The sequence below is a fragment of the Rhodococcus sp. P4_B6 genome (assembly GCF_056402215.1).
The window spans coordinates 18,037-35,126 of sequence record NZ_JBFUHV010000089.1; the positions used below are offsets into that span (position 1 = coordinate 18,037).

Below are 17,090 nucleotides of genomic sequence, written 5' to 3' on the forward strand. Positions count from 1 at the left end.
CTGTTCTACCTTCGGATGGATGATGCTGGACGTCGATGGCAAAATCCCGACGATCTCCGAAACATCTTCCGTATCCGATTGCGACTCGAGCCCGAACTCGCCGCGCTCTCCGCGACGCGGCGGTCCGACAGCGATCTTGATGAGCTCGGCGAGCTCGTTCGGGAGACCTTCTCCGCCAAGTCGGAAGACACCCATTGGGAATTGCATCGGCAATTCCACACCGCATTGATCAGTCCCGCAGCCAACGAATGGGACCTGCGAGTACTCGAGCCCTTGTGGGACGCTGCCGAACGCTACATCCGGATCGTATTCGAGCCGTTCGAGGCCGCCCACGTGACAGTGGAGCAACGAGAACGCATCCACAACACGCTGTTGATCGCCGCGCAGAGCAGAGACCCCGAACAGATCCGCGATCGGCTTCACGAGCATCTGGAGAAGAACCTCGCCACCACCTTGAAGCTGATGGAATCCATCGCGCCTCCCAGCACCTCGGCATGGTTCACCCAGCACGAACCGGCCTGAAGTCTTCGGGTGAGGAGCGAGTGCCAACTACTCAGAGTAGGTCCTGCGCGAGGGTTGCCGCGCGACGGCGTTCAGGCCTGGACTCCTTCGGGGCTCGTACTCATGATGGATACCTGTTGCGGTGCGGGAATTTTGATCGCTGCAACAAGTGCAGCGCCAATCAGGAGCGGGATCGCGAAGAGGGTGAACAGTGACGACGGTGTCCAGGATCGGTCGATCAGGACGCCGGCCAGGATCGGCGAGATGATGGCCCCGAGTCGGCCGACTGCCGACGCCCAGCCGACGGCGGTGGCGCGGACGGACGCCGGGTAGCAGTCCGGCGCGAGTGCGTAAAGACCGGTGGCGCTGGCATTGACGAAGACACCGACCGCGACGGCCGCGAGGAGCGCGGTGGTGAGGCTGCCCAACGCCGTGCTCATCGCGAGGAAGGACACGCTCGCGCCGACGAGTGCCGCGATGGTCAAAGTTCGGCTGGTCACCACGATCGCAAGGACGCTGAATGTCAAAGTAGCCGCCGCCCCGCCGAAATTGAGCAGCATTCCGCCGCTGATGCCCTGCTGGGCGGACAGGCCGCTCTGCTGCAGGAGCTTGGGAGTCCAGCTCGCGGCGAAATAGAACGCCGCCATCATGATGAAGAAGGCAGACCCGAGGAGCAGCGATCGGATTCCGTTGCGCCCGCTGAAGATCGCCGCCTTCATGCCCTGTTCGGCCTGCGGTTCCGGTTCCGGCAGTGCCTCGATCGGGGCAAGTCCCATTTTCGGCAAGGTGGTATTGATCGCCTCGAGCGCGCCCGCGGGACGGCGCACCAGCAGATAGTCGATCGACTCGGGCATCCGTGCGTAGACGAGAACGAGCAGCAGAAGGGTCAAGACGGCGCCGGCGACGAAGCTGGCGCGCCAGCTGAAGGTGGAGGTGAGCAGCGCGGCCACCAAGCCCCCGATCACTCCGCCCAGCGGCAACCCGGTGGTGTACAGGGCGATCATGGTTCCCCGGCGGCGGCGGGGAGAGAACTCGGCGGTCAGGACCGGCAGGCTCGCCACCAGGCCGCCGATGCCGAGCCCGGTCAGCAGCCGGCACACTCCGAGTTGCGCGAAGCTCGTTGTGATCGACGCCAATGCCATGGTTACGGTCACCAGGAGTAGACATGCCAGGGTCAGCGGTCTCCGRCCGGTGCGGTCGGCCAGTGGTGCGATGAACGCCGATCCCAACGCCATACCGACCAGGGCACTGCTGAGCAGCAATCCGGTCTGGGAGCCGTTGAGCGCGTACTCCTGTGCGACACCGGAGGCAGCGAACGCCATCAACAGAAGGTCATAGCCTTCCGACAGGACGATCACGAGGCAGATCCCCACGACCATGACCTGGTATTTGCTCATGGGAGCTTGATCTATGGATTCTCGGATGGACATGGATGCGGCCCTTCTGATTGACGAATCGATTTCGTGGTAACGGCAGCGCCGAGTGCTGATGGCGCCGCGGGCTGTGAGCGCGTCGGGATTTCGAAGGTTGACCCCACGGAATAACCAGCTCATGTGGGGCGTGTGCGTCCGCGGGACGCCGGCGAATGTTTGTCGATGTGTATCTCATCGAAGGCGCCGCCCGGGTCCCGGTAGCACAACGAGGTGGTGCCCCGTGCGCGATGCCACTTCCCCCGAAGCGGTAGGTGCAGCTCGTAGAGGCCACCGATGTGGACGAAGGTGTAGCGAAGTTGCATACGACTCGCAGGTTTATAGCAGTTGCACTGCAACGTTATTCGCGGGCTGTCTCATGACTGGTTCCCCGATTGTCGGCGCCGCGAGATCCGTCCCATGTCATCCTCCTCGTTCGTGTTTCATATAACACTCGATGGCCTGGAGTTACTTGACTCACTAGTTGAATGGGACTCACGCTAGAGATGACAGAACTCGACGAATAGCCGCATTGCGCCCTCGATCGTCCACTTCGCGAATTCTTGACAAGCACATCGCACGGATGGCGGAGCCGACGAAAAAGGTCTCGCTGCGCGGCGACCGCGGGCTGCGCCGGGGGAGCGATCAGATGCGCATGTCTCACACATCGAACCACCCCGCGATCTGCGCACGAGAGGGGAATCCGAGTTTGGGGAGAATGTGCTCGACGTGCCCTTGGGCCGTTCGCGGAGAGATCACCAACCGGGACGCGATCGCACTATTGGTCAGTCCTTGGGCAACCAACTCGGCAACCTGCCGCTCACGTTTGGTCAACGTCACCGTCGGAGCCATCACGGCCGGCTGAGATTCCGGTTTCGACTCGCCGAGCGCGTACGCGACCGCCTCGTCCAAGCCCAGATTCCGGCCCCGTCGATACGCTGCCTCGTATAAACGCTTATCGAGGGCCCTACACGCAGCCTGAATACATTCGGTGTGGTATCTGATCAAGCTCGGGAACCACACCGAGAAGGTGCCCACCGACGACGCCAACTCTTCGGCGGCGCCCATCAGGACCACGGCACGCGAGGCGTTCTGTCCGTCGGCGACCATCCAGGCAAGGGCCTCGAGGCACGTGCGGTTGTCCGAGGATTATTCACTTGTCTGCTCAGCCGCAGAGCCTGTTCGATCAGCTCGCTCGCCCGCGCCGGCTTGCCCTGCCGCCAGGTCACAATGGCCATGGCTCTCAGCGTGTACGACCGATACACCGATTCGCCACACGCTGTCGTGACCGCGAGCAACTGCTGATATTGCGCGATAGTCCGTTCGGTCTCACCCAACTGCTCGTACGCCACACCGAGAAAATGCAAAACGCTGATCGGCGGGGCATCCCGTCGGCGCTCGAACAGCCCGAGGGCACATTCGAGGCGTGCGCGCGCGTGCGAAATCACCACCAAACAAAGCCAATAGGCCCTCGGCGTGGGCCGCGATTGCCTGGGCATCCGGATCGGTCATTCGCTCCGCAAGTACTCCGACCTGCTCCACCAGAGCCGTCGCGGTCTCGAGGTCGCCCTGTAATTCGGCGAGGATGCTGTCGGCGTCGCGGTCCTCGCCCCGGCGATCCAGCAGATCCTTTGTCCCAGTCAACCGGCTGGATCGAAATGACCGAAAGAAGAGGAGCGACGCACGACTTCGGTCGGGGGCCCGTCGACCAGCCGTAGTTTGAATATGGAAGTCCGCCGCCGTCCATCGGATCGAACCCTGGAAGTTCACGCGGGTGGTCGCGGTGATCGAGCACTGTGCGGCGAGGGAGTTCGTACGGGACGTGTTCGACTACCATCGCGGCGCGCACCGGGTCGTCACCGCTGATGCGTTCCTCGCCGCGTACCTGCTGACACYGATGCTGGGGTTGCCGATGCACCTGACGAAGGTCGCCGAGGTCGTGCGGGATGGTCGTACTCGCAGCGCCGGGAGGTGGGACTGCCCGCGCACGTCGAGATCAGCTATGGGCGGACGGACGGACGGACGGAGCCGACGACGGGAATCGAACCCGCGTATTCAGCTTGGGAAGCTGATGTTCTGCCATTGAACGACATCGGCGCGCACGATATTGGGCGCCCGTAAGCACACAGTTGGACACCCAACTGTGAGCACACTTGCGGGGGATATGTACATCCGCTCACTTTCGATTGCGGAAGTCCCTGGTCCGGGCGTCATTCCTACTCGAACATGCTTTCGGGAAGCCAGTCTGCGTCGAACAGCCGCGCGAGCTTCCCGAACGCCTCGAGATCACCGTCGACACTGGCTGATGTCACCATGAGCCGATTGATCATGATCCGAGCCGCCTGCTCCTCCACCGTTTCGGTGGCGAACAGGAGTGACCATGAGCAGACCTGCCCGTCGCGATGCGCACGGCCCATGGTTTGGCGTGCGGCAATTCCGGAGTAGCGAGGCTGGTGGAAGAACCCGATGCGGCGTGCCGATGAGGCTCGGGAACCGTCGACCATCAATTCGGACGCCTGCAGGTTGATCGCAGATGCGGTGTTAAACACTACGACCGGGTTGTGGCCGCGCTGAAATCTGATGCGTTCCGTCTCGAGATCGCCGCCGCCGAAGATGCGTGAGACGCCGATGCCGTGCTCCTCCACGAGGTTGGCTACCGGGTCGGCGGCCGTGGTGACCAATTCGACGGCGACGAGTACCTGGTAGCCGCGTTCGACGTGTGCGGCTACCAACTCGGCGGTCTGCGGGGCTCTCAGCATGCCTGCCTTCTGCCGGAACCGCATCAGAGCGGCACGGCCGCGGGCGGTGTCGTTCCCCTGGCGGGCGATCCTCATCGCGCTCCGGAACTCACTCCAGTCCTGGTGGTACGCAGCCCATTGGGTGGCGGTGAAGTCGAGTGGCAGGCCGTCGATGGGTGGCGGCCCCCAGGGCGCGTCGCGATGCACCATGACGGGCGGGTCGCAGTCGGTCATCCATTTCCGGACGCGGGTGAGGGCGTGATGCTGCAGCCGCTGAGAACCTTTTGCTTGGTCGTTCCAGTCCCATTTGCCCTTGTCCCACCCGGGAGCCAGGGGAAGTCCATGCTCGACCAGCTTCTTGCCAAGATCGGCCCACTCGCCCGGCGGGTCATCGTGCAGTTGCGCGAAAAGCGAAGACAAGTAGGTGTATTCGCCTGGGTGATGACCCGGCGTCGCCGTCACGGTGATCACGAACGGCGCCTTCTCCGGCGTCGCGGAGAGGCGGTTGACGCGCCGCTGGTACTGGGTGCGCTGGGCGGTGAGGTTCCTGAATTGCTGTGCCTCGTCGTTGATGATGACGGAGAAGGAGTACTTCGGTTGGCCGTTGCGTCCGAGCAACTTCTTGAGCTGGTCCGGGGAGATGATCAGCCACCGATAGCCTCCGTCGCCGAACGCAGCGAGGGCGTCGCGCCACGCGGCGATGGTGATCTGGGCTGGCCGGTCCACGGCGATGAGTACGGTGTCGCCGCCCCCCAATTTCAGCGCAGCCTTCGCGCCGATGATCGCGCTGCCGGTCTTGCCTACACCGGGCTCGTCGGCCAACAGAAATCCGCGCTTGCCGTGGCGAAAGGCCATCGCGATCGCCTTCGCGGCGTCCACCTGTTCTGGCCGCGGTATCTTGTGGAAACCAGTAGCGCCCGGTTGCCGCACGCCGTTGATGTCCTCTTCGACCCAGCGAGCGTACGAGTACGGTTTCGACGCGTAGACGGCGAGTTCGTCGGGCAATTGAGCGCCGATGTAGGCATACGCTTTGAGCGCCTTGTAGTACTTGGCACCGGGTGCGGGCGCCCGGTATGGGACGTCGAGGATCCAGATGCGCTCCCCGTTCCCCGGGGTGGGTATCAGCGGGGCGGCGCTGGCTCGTCTGGGCTTGGAGCGTCGCTGGGTGGTCTTCCGTGCGGACATGAGTGCAGGCTATTCCCAGGGCGAGTCGCCAGGGTCGACTGCGGTGGATGTGGCGGCCCGTCGCGGCGGCTGGCGCCGAGGAATCGCGGGCGCGGGGGCCGATGCAACGGCAGGTCGATCATCTACGTCGATAGTCTCCACAACCACAGGTTCGGCCGACGGTTACAACGCTGTCGACACTATATTGGTTGGCGGCGCAGCCACGAAGTCTGGCGGCCCCGGGGCGTGAGTCGCGGCCGGTGAGTGCGTAGACCCGGGCGATGTCCCGGAATTCGGGCAGGTTCGCGGGTTCCTTCAGTGGTCCGGAGGGGTCGAGGACGACTCCGTAGGCGCCGGCGCGGACCGCCTGGTAGACGATCATCCCGGCGAGGAACGTCTTACCGGACCCGGGCACCGCGACGATGAGGGTCAGACCGGACTTGTGCTTGATCTCGTGCGCGGCGAACAGGTCCCAAATCACCGGGCGCGGCGCGATCGACGAGGTCTCCCCGAGCACCACTCCGCGGCGGTCACCGATTCGGTCACCGGCGGTGGCCATGCCCGCGGCAACTGCTTCGACATCCATGTGCCGCTTGCTGGCGAGCGGCTGGCCGGGGATGAATTCGCGCAGTAGCAGGAACTGTCCGTGCTCGTGCTCGAGGGCGATGTGCGGCTTGTACATCTTCCGCAGACCGGCGACCTTCTTGCGGGCCTCGTCCGGGGTCGTGCCGACGACGGCGACCCGGTACCAGCCGGAGGTGCGGGTGGAGAGCCCGGAGTGGTCTTCCTCGACGTCGGAGATGACGTCCTGGACGCGGGCGTGCTGCTCGGCCAGTTCCTTCGGCGGTACCTGATCGTGTTCGACGGTGTAGTGGTCGAACTGGTGCTCGATCCTTCCCGTCAGCGAGCGCATGGTGCGGATGGTTTTCGCCTTGTCGTGCAGTTCGATCCGATCCGACCATTCCAGCGGCTCCCCGGAGGGGTCGCCGATGACCTGCCAGGGCAGCATCCGCTCCGGAATCGGCAGCGGGGCCATGCGCCCGACCGTCAGGATGATGACGGCACCGGTGTAACGCCGGCCGTCGACCACGCCGGAGACGGTGGTGTAGCCATCCCCGGGTGTCAGGGACAGGTCGGTGAGGTCTTCGAGGGCGGCGACATCACCCTCTTCCCAGTCGCCGCCGCCGGCCACTGCACCCCCCGCCGCGAGCGGCAGACCGATGGTCGCCGACCGCCGGAGCAGGTAGTCGATCGCCGCCGCGTTTTCGCGATCGGCAGGCGACTTCCCGCGGCGCTGGGAGGTCTTGCGCTGCCGCTCCCGCGTGCGGGTGTCTTCCGCGAGGGTGGTGGGGTCCGAGGCGCGGGCGTCGACCTCGGGCGCCTCGGTGACCGGGTGCGGGGGGAGTTCCACTTCCGACCATGCGCGCGGACCCGGCTGCGGGGCCGGGCGCTGCCGCCCCGCTGCCCATGACGGCGGCAGCGCTCCCGGTGGGATCACCGGCACCGGATCTTCGAGCTGAGGGTCGAACAGTGATGCGATGTCGTTGTCGTTGTCGTCCGTGGTCATCGGTGTGCGTCCTCACCGTCGATGCGGACCGTGTCGGGTCGGGTGCCAGCGGTCAGCCGGTCGGGGAGAGTGACGAACACCGTCTCTCCTGCCTTCGGAGGCCGTGGGGCGTTGAGATCGTTGAAGGCCGCCCGAAGCACCGATCGCAGGGGTCGGTCCGGGGTGACGTACTTGGCGATGTGGTGGGTGACGAACACGGTCACCAGGAGCATCAGCATCAGCGGCCGGAACCCGAGCGGCAGGTGCAGGATGGCACGGGCGATCAGGAACACCGCGATGAAGACCAGGACGCCGACCGCCAATGCGGTGTAGCGGATCCGCACCGGGAACGTGTATCCGGTCGGTCCGAGATAGTGCCGGTCCACCCGGTAGAGCAGGTCGTCGTTGTTGATCACCTAACGCTCCCCCTTTCGTCGTGCAGGAACGATCACGGGGTCAGACGTTGATGCCGAAGAGGCCGAGGGCCCAGTTTCCGAGGCCGTTGGCTGCGGATGCGGAGGTGGCGATACCGAGGTATGCAAGACCCACCAACGTCAACCCGCCGACGGTGACCACTTTCGACAGGTTCCCGCGCAGGCCACCGGTCAGGAGGACGCAGGCAATGACGATCAGGATGGTGAAGACGATGTTGTCCTCGATCCACGTCCTGAGACCTCCGGTGCTGACTTCCGTTTGCTGGGCAACGGTGGTGACATCGGGTGCGGGGTAAGTCGCGTTCGCGAGGTCGACGGCGGTGGAAGCGAGTGCGGACATTGTGCCTCTCCAACAGGTGCGTAGCTGACATGGGTGAACGTGGTTGTGCGGGACCGTAGAAGAGGCGCACCGTGAGAATCAACGTGACCTGTGGATAACTTTTCACTCAGACGCGTGTCGGGCAGGTGCCGGGTGATTCGGTGGCCGGGCACGATGAGAGCAGGGCGGTGACCGGAAAGAGGTTGGGCCGCTGCGTGTGTGCCGCCCGGTGCTGCTCGCCGCTCGGAATCGCGCACGTGGCGTCCGCGCATCATGTGCTACGAAACCGGCACAAAAAGCAACGGATCACCCTGCAATCGGGCTGGGAGTCGGCTGGGCCCGGACGAGTGCCGGGCAGTCCGTGTTCGGGCACGGCACCACGACCGATCGACCATCACACCCTTCACCGTGTCGCACAGCAGACGCAGTTGAGCATCGCGAACCGGGCGCGAGAGAGGAGTCAGGATTCGCCCGAAACGGCGGAGCATTCACACCGTGCCACCGCCCGCGTGCGCGGGGCAATGGTGGAGAGGGCGGATTTCGGCGATGCGTCGGCGCGCCTCGAAGGGCGGGTGAAAACGCCGTCCCCTTCGGGGTCACTCCCCGGACCTTCGGGCCTAGGGGAGTGTACCTGGGAAAAATGCTCCGCGCCAACCAATGTCACAGCATGCTGTTCACGCGCTATGGCGAGCGCTCGCCGGACCGCTCCGCGGATCGCCGCAGTGACACGCCCGAGGGCGATCGCCGACCGCTCCCGAGGAGCGGGTGAAACCGCGTGTGATGTCCGCCGGATCACCCGGTGTCGGGATCGCTCTGTCGCGCACGTGCACGCGCGCCTCGGCACGTCCCTCAAGCGCCCGCGAAGCCATTGTGAGGTTGGTCGACTACCGACTCGCGCAGCCGTCTGAACGCGACTCTCACAATCGCATGTGGACTAGGGGTAGCCGAGGCTGACGAAGGGCACTGTGCGCCCGCCTCCCTGCGTGTCAGGCTGAGTTGAGTCCAACGGTTCACAGCAACCCCGCCTGCAGGGCGAGATACGGATCAACCCGACAATGACAATTTCCAGCCTGGCCGTAGCCGGGGACAATGGTCACATGGAGTCTTCCCACCCACGTTCCGACGGACCACGCCGACGCTCATTCGCCCCGGCGGACAAGCTCGCGCACCTGGCCGCCTACGAGCAGGCCTGCCAGACGAACGAAGGCGGCGCCTACCTGCGCCGAGAGGGCCTCTACTCCTCTCTCATCACTGAGTGGCGCAAGCAACGCGACGCCGGCGTCCTCGACGGCAAACCCGCCGTCGCGAAGGTCGGCAAACTCACCGCCGAGCAGGCCGAGATCGCTCGCCTCAAGCGGGAACTCGACCGCACGAACAAGCGACTGGCCACCACCGAAGCCGCCCTGGACATCATGGGAAAAGCGCATGCTCTCTTGGAATCGCTCTCCGAGAGAGCGGATTTGGACGACAAGCCAACCAAGCGCTGACCGCAGCATGGACCGAACTGACCGACGTCGGGATGTCGACGAGAACAGCAAGCGCAGTGACCGGTGTAGTCCGGTCGACCGCGGTCCGGCGTCGCGCCGCAGCCGCCGCACCGACACCTTCCGTTCCAGCCCGACCTACGCATCCGCCGGCGAACAAGCTCACCCCGATCGAACGCCGCCGCATCCTCGACACACTCAACAGTGACCGGTTCGTCGATCAGGCGCCGCTCGAGGTGTACGCGCAACTCCTCGACGAGGGTGTCTACCTGTGTTCGGTGTCGACGATGTACCGCGTCCTGCGGGAGAACGCGCAGGTCAGCGAACGCCGCAGGCTCGCCCGGCACCCGGCGAGAACCTGCCCGGAGCTGGTCGCGACCGCCCCGCGGCAGGTGTACTCGTGGGACATCACCAAGCTCGCCGGGCCGGACAAGGGCCGCTACTACGACGCCTACGTGATGATCGACATCTACTCGCGGTACATCGTCGGTGTGCACGTCCACGCACACGAATCGGGTGTGCTGGCACGGGAGTTGATGGAGCAGATCTTCGCGGTGCACGGCATTCCGCAGGTCGTGCACGCCGACCGTGGCACGTCGATGACCAGCAAGTCTGTCGCGTCACTGCTGTCGGATCTCGACGTTACCCGCTCGCATTCGCGGCCGCGGGTCTCGAACGACAACCCGTATTCGGAGGCGGTGTTCAAGACCCTCAAGTATGGACCGGAGTTCCCCGAACGGTTCGGATCGCTGGGTGAGGCAAGGGAATTCATGATGCAGTTCACCGAGTGGTACAACCACGAGCATCGCCACACCGGCATCGGGCTACACACTGCCGCCGACGTCCACTTCGGTTTGGCGTCGGCGAAGGCCGCCGAACGTCGGCAGGTACTCGAGGCGGCACGGGCCAGGCATCCGTACCGCTTCGGCACTACGACAGCGCCGAAGATCCTCGACCTGCCCGACACCGTCTGGATCAACCGCCCCGCCGACGATTCTGCGGAGGCCGAAACGTCAGCCGCTTAACACCCGGTGGACTCAACTCCCTTGACAAGTTCCGGCGGCCGGGCTGGGAGGGATGGTCCGGTTTGGGGTTTCGGCTACGTACGTACGCGCGGGTCATGGTGCACCTCTGTGATGTGTGATGGGAAGACTGTGGGCCCGTCAGTCGGTCGTGAGTTTCTTCGGTGGCACCGACCGCCGCTCATTAATGTCGATTATCACTTTAATAACGTCGATTCTCGACGTCAACGGTTTCGCGAGATCTCCGTCACATATTCGACCCGCTGTGGCCTGACGGACCTCTCAAGTGAAGATTTGCCGAGCGCCCTGATACAGGTTGGGCCGCCGAGCTTTTCGCCCGGCGGCCCACTGGGACAGTTCGGTGTCGGAAGTTAGGCAGTCGCGCTTACAGCGCTGGACAAGGTGATGCTCTTGGTCTGGGTAAGCGCGAATAGCCCCTCGGGACCGCCTTCGCGACCAAACCCCGACTGCTTGACTCCCCCAAAGGGTGCCGCCAGGCAAGGGAATGTGCCGTTGATGATGAAGACGCCGGATCGAACTCGACGTGCCACATCCAGGCCGGCCCGCTCGTCGGTGGTGAACACCGATCCAGAGAGCCCGTACCGCGATGCGTTCGCGATTGCGACTGCTTCATCGAGGGTGTCGAACGGAATGACACAGAAGACCGGACCGAAGATCTCGTTCTGTGCGACCTCCATGTCGTTCGTAACGTTGGTCAGCAGGGTGGGTTCGAGGAAGTAGCCTTCCAAGCCACTCGGCCTGCCGCCTCCGGCGGCAATGGTCGCGCCTCCTGCGACGGCCCGTTCGATGTAGCCTTCTGCGCGGTCCAGAAAGCGCGGTGCCGCGAGTGGGCCCCAGGTGGTTTCGGGGTCTGCCGGGTCGCCCATCTTCAGCGCCTTCAAGCCGGCGACAAGTCCGTCCACGACTGCGTCGTGGATCTCTCGGGCGACGAGAAGCCGCGTCATAGCGACGCAGATCTGGCCACTATAGAGCGCCATCGCATCGACGAGAGCAGGCACAGTCATGTCGAGGTCGGCGTCCGCGGCTACGATCGACGCGGACTTTCCGCCCAACTCCAGCACGACGTTGGCGACGCGATCCGCACACGAGTGCATGACGGAAACACCTACCTCGGTTCCACCGGTGAAATGAACGGCCGCGATCCCTGGATGCTCAACGAGGTACTGACTGACATCGGCATCACCGGCAAGGATGCTCAAGACACCAGACGGAAATCCGGCGTCCGCGGCCGCATCGGCGAAGATGTATCCGAGCATCCGCGCTTCGGGCGGAAGCTTGATGATCATCGTGTTCCCGGCGAGCAAGCCGGGGATGATCGCCAGCGCAAACTGCATGTGAGGACCGTTGAAAGCTACGATCCCCACGGTGGGTCCGATCGGATCGTGTCGAACCTCGATACGTCCCATCGAGGTCTCACGCGTCTCGATCCACGATGCGGTCTGAGACTCGTCGAGCGCCCGATTCCATAGCTCCGAGGCAGCTTTGGTGAGTTCGTCGCCGTTGCGGAACGGCATACCAGCCTCAAGTGCCCAGACACGAACGATCTCATCGAGCCTTTTGTCCAGCGCGCCACAGAACCTCGCGACGATCTCGCGTCTTGCGTCATGGGTCAACCCAGCCCAGCTGTCGAATGCGCCCTGCGCCTCGTCGACCGCGATTTTTGCGTCATCAATAGTCGGGCGAGGCAGCTGGCGAATCACCCGACCGTCGTATGGTGCGACGACATCGGCGAGTTCACTGCTCCGGGGGGCCACCCAACGACTACCGACAAACAGCTCGTTCGCATGTGGGACGTTCATCTAGATCTCCTCTGTTTGGTGGTCCGCACCGGTGGTGAGATTTTCAGCAGACCTGGCGCAGCACGGCGCGGCTCGAGTGGTGGCGCCCGCAGGCAGCCCAACGACATATATGTCGAAAGTAAACGTAATCATGTCGGTACGCTTCGTCAATAGGCTGGATGGGAACACATGTCGGCGTATATGCTGACTACATGACGCTAAATGGGGGTGGTGGATCACCACCGGAACCGTCGGCGATGCGCCCGAAACGACGCCTCACCGGCAGCGGCAACGGGACACCACCTGCGAAACGGTCCGGCGGCCGGATGGCCAGAACCGGCGAGGTGCTCAACCTCATCCGACTTGGGAAGGTCGAGACCGTCACCGAGCTGGCAAAGACGATGGGTCTAGCCCGGTCGACGGTCAACGAACGACTCGACATCCTGCAGCAAATCGGCCTGCTGACCACCGATGGAGAGACCTCACCGGGTCGAGGTCGACCCGCAAGCCTACTGGCGTTCAACGCAGCCGCAGGCGTCACTCTGGTAGCCCAAGTGGGCATGAGTGGAACGATGCTCGCAATCACCGACCTGGACGCAGAGATCCTCTGGCGCACCCAGGTCCAGTTCGACGTTGCCCGCGGACCGGACGCGTTGATCGAGCTGATCTGCACTGTCTTCAAGGACGCCTTGGCGGGGCTCGACATTTCCGCAGGCCATGTCTACGGCGTCGGACTGGGACTCCCGGGCGACGTCGAAATCGCCACCGCCCCTGCATCAAACCGATCGGGCGGGAGTCGCGAGTGGGTAAACTTCCACTTCGCCGAACGTCTTTCGCAGTCCTTCCACGCACCGTCCTTCGTGGACAGAGACGTCAACCTGATGGCGATCGGAGAGCACCGAACGGGGTGGCGCGACGCTAACGTGCTGGTGTCATTGAAAGTCGGAACTGTTGTCGCATGCGGTCTCGTAATCAATCACAACGTCGTGCGCGGGGCCACCGGAATGGTTGGCGAGATCGGCCACACCAAGATGGCTGGCGTGGACCTGCCCTGCCCGTGTGGGAGCCGGGGATGCCTCAACACCATTGCCGGTGGACCAGCCCTAGCTGCTGCCCTCGTGGAGCAGGGTTACGAGGCGCACACCGCCCGCGACGTGGCTGACCTGGCGAACGCCGGGATCGTACCTGCAGGCCAAGCCGTGCGCGAGGCCGGCCGTCACGTCGGCGAGGTCATGGCATCGGTGATCAATCTCCTCAACCCCGACGTCGTGACAGTGTGGGGATACCTCGTCGACACCGGCGACCAGTTCCTCGTCGGAATGCAGGAGTCGATCTACAAGTCAGCGCTTCCCTCATCAGCTCGCGCCTCGGTCATTACTCGTGCGCGTCTCGGCGACGACGCGGGATTGCGAGGGGCCGCATTGGCCGTCATCGAGGACGCCCTGGCGCCCGAAGCAATCGACGAGTTGGTGGCAACGGCCGACGCCGGGTGATGTTTCTCGACCGGCGTACGGACGACGGCACCGACATCCTCGGCGTCGAAGCGTGTGTGCACTCCAGGGCAAGCACGCGGCGACTGCTTCCTACGGATTTCCGTCGATTGCCACCGGGGACCAACCACCAGACAGTCCGCGACACCACTCCCCCTTTGTAATCTGACGTCGACTGCAATGAACCCGGTGGGCGCTGTGCTCTTTCCCGTCCGTTCACCCACTACGCATCCATGGACGCGTGTCCGCCCGATCATCGTGCACCAGTTCACCGACAAGCCCATCTCGATGGGATGGCGGTCGCGGGTAGGCGGCCGAAAGCCGTTGAGCGACGATCTGATCGCATTTCCTCGAAGTGATGATCTGCCAGAGCCTCTCGAAGAATGTCGCCCTAGTTATTCCGTAGGTAACGAACAACTCCCACTCCGGCGGGCCGCCGAAAGGTGCCCATATCCCAGCGAACGACAGAAACGCTTCGGTCTCGTCCCGGGGGTGACGAGTTGTTCCGATTTGCCTTCGTTCGCGATGCCGTTGTCGATAGTTGCGCACGTCAGCTTCTATCGCCGCGCGGCCAGGCTCGCGCCGTCCAGGACCGGGACCGGCAAAGCCCGGGTTCCGTCCCGTCGTCCACACATTCTCTCGCTCAGGATATTCAGGCATAACGGCATTCGATCTCTCTGATGATCCGGTGGGGTGCGCCCGGTCCGGGCACTGACCGGATGGGCCTCACGGGCCGCTGCCGTCCTTCCACGCCCGCTCATACGGCGGGGAGCGGTGCCTCGCACTGTGCTCTCGCCGAGCAAACCGCCGTGCACGTAAAGAATCGTGCGCACCACACCGCAATACAGTTGATACACCCAGCAGCAGGGGTGTCAGCGGCCCGCGAAACCAGCGTCGACCGGCAAGCTGACCCCGGTGACGTAGCGGCCCTCATCAGATGCCAGCCACACGATGGCATTGCTGATGTCCTCGGGCTCGACCATATCCACCGGAAGCGCGTTAGCCATGTTGGCGTCCCACTCGGGGTGCGCCTCGAGGAACGTGCGAACGTGATCGTTGTTGATCAGCTTCGTGTTGACTCCGGTCGGATGGATGGTGTTGACCCGAATCATATGCGGAGCCAGCTCATTGGCTAGCGTGCGCATCAGACCGACGACTCCGTGCTTGGCGGAAACGTAGTGTGCGAGGTTGACCATGCCCTTGGTACCTGCGGAAGAGCTGGTGATGGCGATAGATCCTCCGCGGCCCGCCGTGATCATCGCGGGGATTGCTGCCTTGACGGTCTTCCACACCCCCGTCAAATTGACGCCGATCATCTCGTCCCACTCCTGCTCGGTGATCGACCACGTGTTGGGGACGAAGCAGGTGAAAGCGGCATTGGCACAGACGATGTCGAGTCCACCGAACTCGGAGACACCGGCGTCGACGAACTGCGCAATGGTGTCCGCGTCACGCACATCTATCTCTGCGGTCAGGATGCGTCGTCCAAGCGCTTCCACCAGCCGTTGCGTTTCCTTCAAGTCCTCAGAACTGGCAAGCGGGTACTGCACCGTATCAAGTTGCCGACATATGTCGAATGCGATGATATCTGCACCTTCCTCGGCCATACGGACCGCGTGAGACCTACCTTGACCTCGCGCTGCACCCGAAATGAGTGCTACTTTTCCCTCGAGTCGTCCTGCCATGACGATTCCTCTCTGCTTGTGCGGTTGTCTCAGCACGTGTTGCTGATTGTCAGTGCGGGAGGGCTGGCGGGCGCCACCGAAAGGTCACAAGCTGTCCCCGCTCAGCGTTCGTGGCGCCCGTCTACCCAACCGCCGGGCGTCAATTCGTGGTGTCGCGCATCGTCGCGAGGTCCCGGCGGTGCGATTCCCTCGCCAGACCGACTCCGATAACGGTGATCACTGCAGCGGTGGCGACGTAGATGGCCACGGGGATCGACGAATCGAAGGCGCCAAGCAACGCAATGGCGATCAACGGCGCGATAGCGCCACCGATCACCGTCGTGACCTGAGCACTGATCGACATGCCCGTATAGCGGACCGTGGTGGGGAACTGCTCGGCGAAGAACGCTGCCTGCGGCCCGTACAGGGCAGAGTGGAAGATCAGCCCACCCACCATGGCCACAAAAACCAGTGCCGAGTTCCCGGTGTCGAGGAGCCAAAAGAAGACCCAGATCCAGCCCGCGGTGCCAATCGCTCCGCCGAGCAGCACGGGCCGGCGACCAAGTTTGTCCGACAGCGCACCAAAGAAGGGCGTCGCGACGAGCTGGACTACGTTGGCGAGGACGAGAGCATTCAACACAACGCCCTTGTCTACTCCACTCCTCTCGACTGCGTAGACGAGGATGAACGCAGTCAGAACGTAGTACACGATGTTCTCCGTGAGGCGCGCACTCGCACACGCGGCGAGCTCACGGCGGTGCTCGCGCAGAACCGTCCTGGCGGGCGCTTCCGCTGCCACAGCGCTTTCGGCCCGTTCGTGGGCCTCCACGAACAACGGGGCATCCTCTACCTTCGACCGGATCCAATAGCCCACAACCAGCAACACCGCCGACAACAGGAAGGGAATCCGCCACCCCCAGTCGAGGAAGGCGTCGTCATCGAGTGTGGCCGCAAGCACGGCGAGAACTCCGGTTGCGATCAGGTTACCCAGCGGAATTCCTGCCTCGGGCAGGCTGGTCCACGCTCCGCGGCGCCGTGCGGGAACTCGCTCGGCGACGAGGAGCATGGCCCCGCCCCACTCTCCGCCCAGGGCAAATCCCTGGATGAGCCGAAGCGCGCTGAGCGCGACGGCAGCCCACACCCCGATCATCGCGTAGGTCGGTAAGAGTCCGATCGCGAAGGTAGCGCCGCCCATCAGGACCAGGCTGATAATCAGCAGCGGCTTGCGTCCGATGCGGTCTCCGAAGTGGCCGAACATGATTCCACCGACGGGGCGAGCGAAGAAGCCCAGCGCGTAGCTGAGGAATGCAAGCAACGTGCCCACGATCGGGTCTTCGGTCGGGAAGAACAGTTTGTTGAATACGAGTGCAGCGGCTGAGCCGTACAGCAGAAAGTCATACGCTTCCAACGCCATGCCGGTCGTGCTGGATGCGACGACGCGGGCGAGCCCTCGACGCGATGTCGGAGATACCTGGTTCACGGTCGTACTGTTGCTGGACATGGGTGTTTCCCTTAAGTTC

At 63.9% G+C, this 17,090-nt stretch carries 12 protein-coding genes, 1 tRNA gene and 1 pseudogene; 3 read left to right on the forward strand and 11 right to left on the reverse strand.

Going from position 1 to position 17,090, the window contains the following annotated elements:
• Positions 1–15: 15 nt before the first annotated feature.
• Entirely contained in the window at positions 16–522 is a 507-nt protein-coding gene (locus tag AC1DWT_RS31385) for an FCD domain-containing protein (RefSeq protein ID WP_259376022.1), read from the forward strand.
• A gap of 71 nt (positions 523–593) precedes the next feature.
• On the opposite strand, the gene AC1DWT_RS31390 is transcribed toward AC1DWT_RS31385, so the two are convergent.
• The 8 genes and pseudogenes from AC1DWT_RS31390 to AC1DWT_RS31425 all read right to left on the reverse strand — a co-directional run bounded on the left by AC1DWT_RS31390 (position 594) and on the right by AC1DWT_RS31425 (position 8,132).
• Complete coding sequence (locus AC1DWT_RS31390) at positions 594–1,898, reverse strand: MFS transporter (RefSeq protein ID WP_241031577.1); 1,305 nt, start codon at positions 1,896–1,898, stop codon at positions 594–596.
• A 672-nt stretch (positions 1,899–2,570) separates the two neighbouring features.
• Positions 2,571–3,020, reverse strand: a complete 450-nt coding sequence (locus AC1DWT_RS31395; RefSeq protein WP_074933704.1) for a response regulator transcription factor — start codon at positions 3,018–3,020, stop codon at positions 2,571–2,573.
• Positions 2,978–3,409: a tetratricopeptide repeat protein gene (locus AC1DWT_RS31400; RefSeq protein WP_083395526.1), complete on the reverse strand. Its 432-nt coding sequence runs from the start codon at positions 3,407–3,409 to the stop codon at positions 2,978–2,980. The genes AC1DWT_RS31395 and AC1DWT_RS31400 overlap by 43 nt, the downstream gene beginning before the upstream one ends.
• Before the next feature lie 527 nt (positions 3,410–3,936).
• A tRNA-Gly gene (locus AC1DWT_RS31405) sits at positions 3,937–4,007 on the reverse strand.
• Between the two features lie 119 nt (positions 4,008–4,126).
• Positions 4,127–5,833, reverse strand: a complete 1,707-nt coding sequence (locus AC1DWT_RS31410; RefSeq protein WP_206015524.1) for a DEAD/DEAH box helicase — start codon at positions 5,831–5,833, stop codon at positions 4,127–4,129.
• 214 nt (positions 5,834–6,047) lie between these two features.
• Positions 6,048–7,379, reverse strand: a pseudogene (locus tag AC1DWT_RS31415) (ATP-binding protein); the annotation flags it as partial.
• Positions 7,376–7,774 (reverse strand): hypothetical protein, encoded by a 399-nt coding sequence (locus AC1DWT_RS31420; protein WP_206015525.1) that lies wholly within the window; start codon positions 7,772–7,774, stop codon positions 7,376–7,378. The pseudogene AC1DWT_RS31415 and the gene AC1DWT_RS31420, both read right to left, overlap by 4 nt.
• A gap of 40 nt (positions 7,775–7,814) precedes the next feature.
• On the reverse strand, positions 7,815–8,132 hold the full coding sequence (locus AC1DWT_RS31425; protein WP_206015526.1) for a hypothetical protein: 318 nt from the start codon (positions 8,130–8,132) through the stop codon (positions 7,815–7,817).
• A gap of 1,034 nt (positions 8,133–9,166) precedes the next feature.
• Between AC1DWT_RS31425 and AC1DWT_RS31430 the strand changes: the two genes are divergently transcribed.
• A protein-coding gene (locus AC1DWT_RS31430) for an IS3 family transposase (protein ID WP_241031578.1) occupies positions 9,167–10,620 on the forward strand; the annotation gives its coding sequence in 2 pieces (ribosomal slippage) (positions 9,167–9,539 and positions 9,539–10,620; 1,455 coding nt in all).
• Between the two features lie 368 nt (positions 10,621–10,988).
• Here AC1DWT_RS31430 and AC1DWT_RS31435 read toward each other — a convergent pair.
• Positions 10,989–12,437, reverse strand: coding sequence for an aldehyde dehydrogenase (locus tag AC1DWT_RS31435; protein ID WP_061043351.1), 1,449 nt, complete (start codon positions 12,435–12,437; stop codon positions 10,989–10,991).
• 191 nt (positions 12,438–12,628) lie between these two features.
• On the opposite strand from AC1DWT_RS31435, the gene AC1DWT_RS31440 reads away from it, so the two are divergent.
• The gene (locus tag AC1DWT_RS31440; protein ID WP_477923655.1) at positions 12,629–13,909 is read left to right on the forward strand and encodes an ROK family transcriptional regulator; all 1,281 of its coding nucleotides are present in this window, start codon (positions 12,629–12,631) and stop codon (positions 13,907–13,909) included.
• 869 nt (positions 13,910–14,778) lie between these two features.
• Here the strand turns inward: AC1DWT_RS31440 and AC1DWT_RS31445 are convergent.
• A complete protein-coding gene (locus tag AC1DWT_RS31445; RefSeq protein ID WP_477923657.1) occupies positions 14,779–15,591 on the reverse strand; it encodes a mycofactocin-coupled SDR family oxidoreductase in 813 nt (270 codons plus the stop codon).
• A gap of 139 nt (positions 15,592–15,730) precedes the next feature.
• Positions 15,731–16,984: an MFS transporter gene (locus AC1DWT_RS31450; protein WP_477923659.1), complete on the reverse strand. Its 1,254-nt coding sequence runs from the start codon at positions 16,982–16,984 to the stop codon at positions 15,731–15,733.
• Positions 16,985–17,090: the final 106 nt, after the last annotated feature.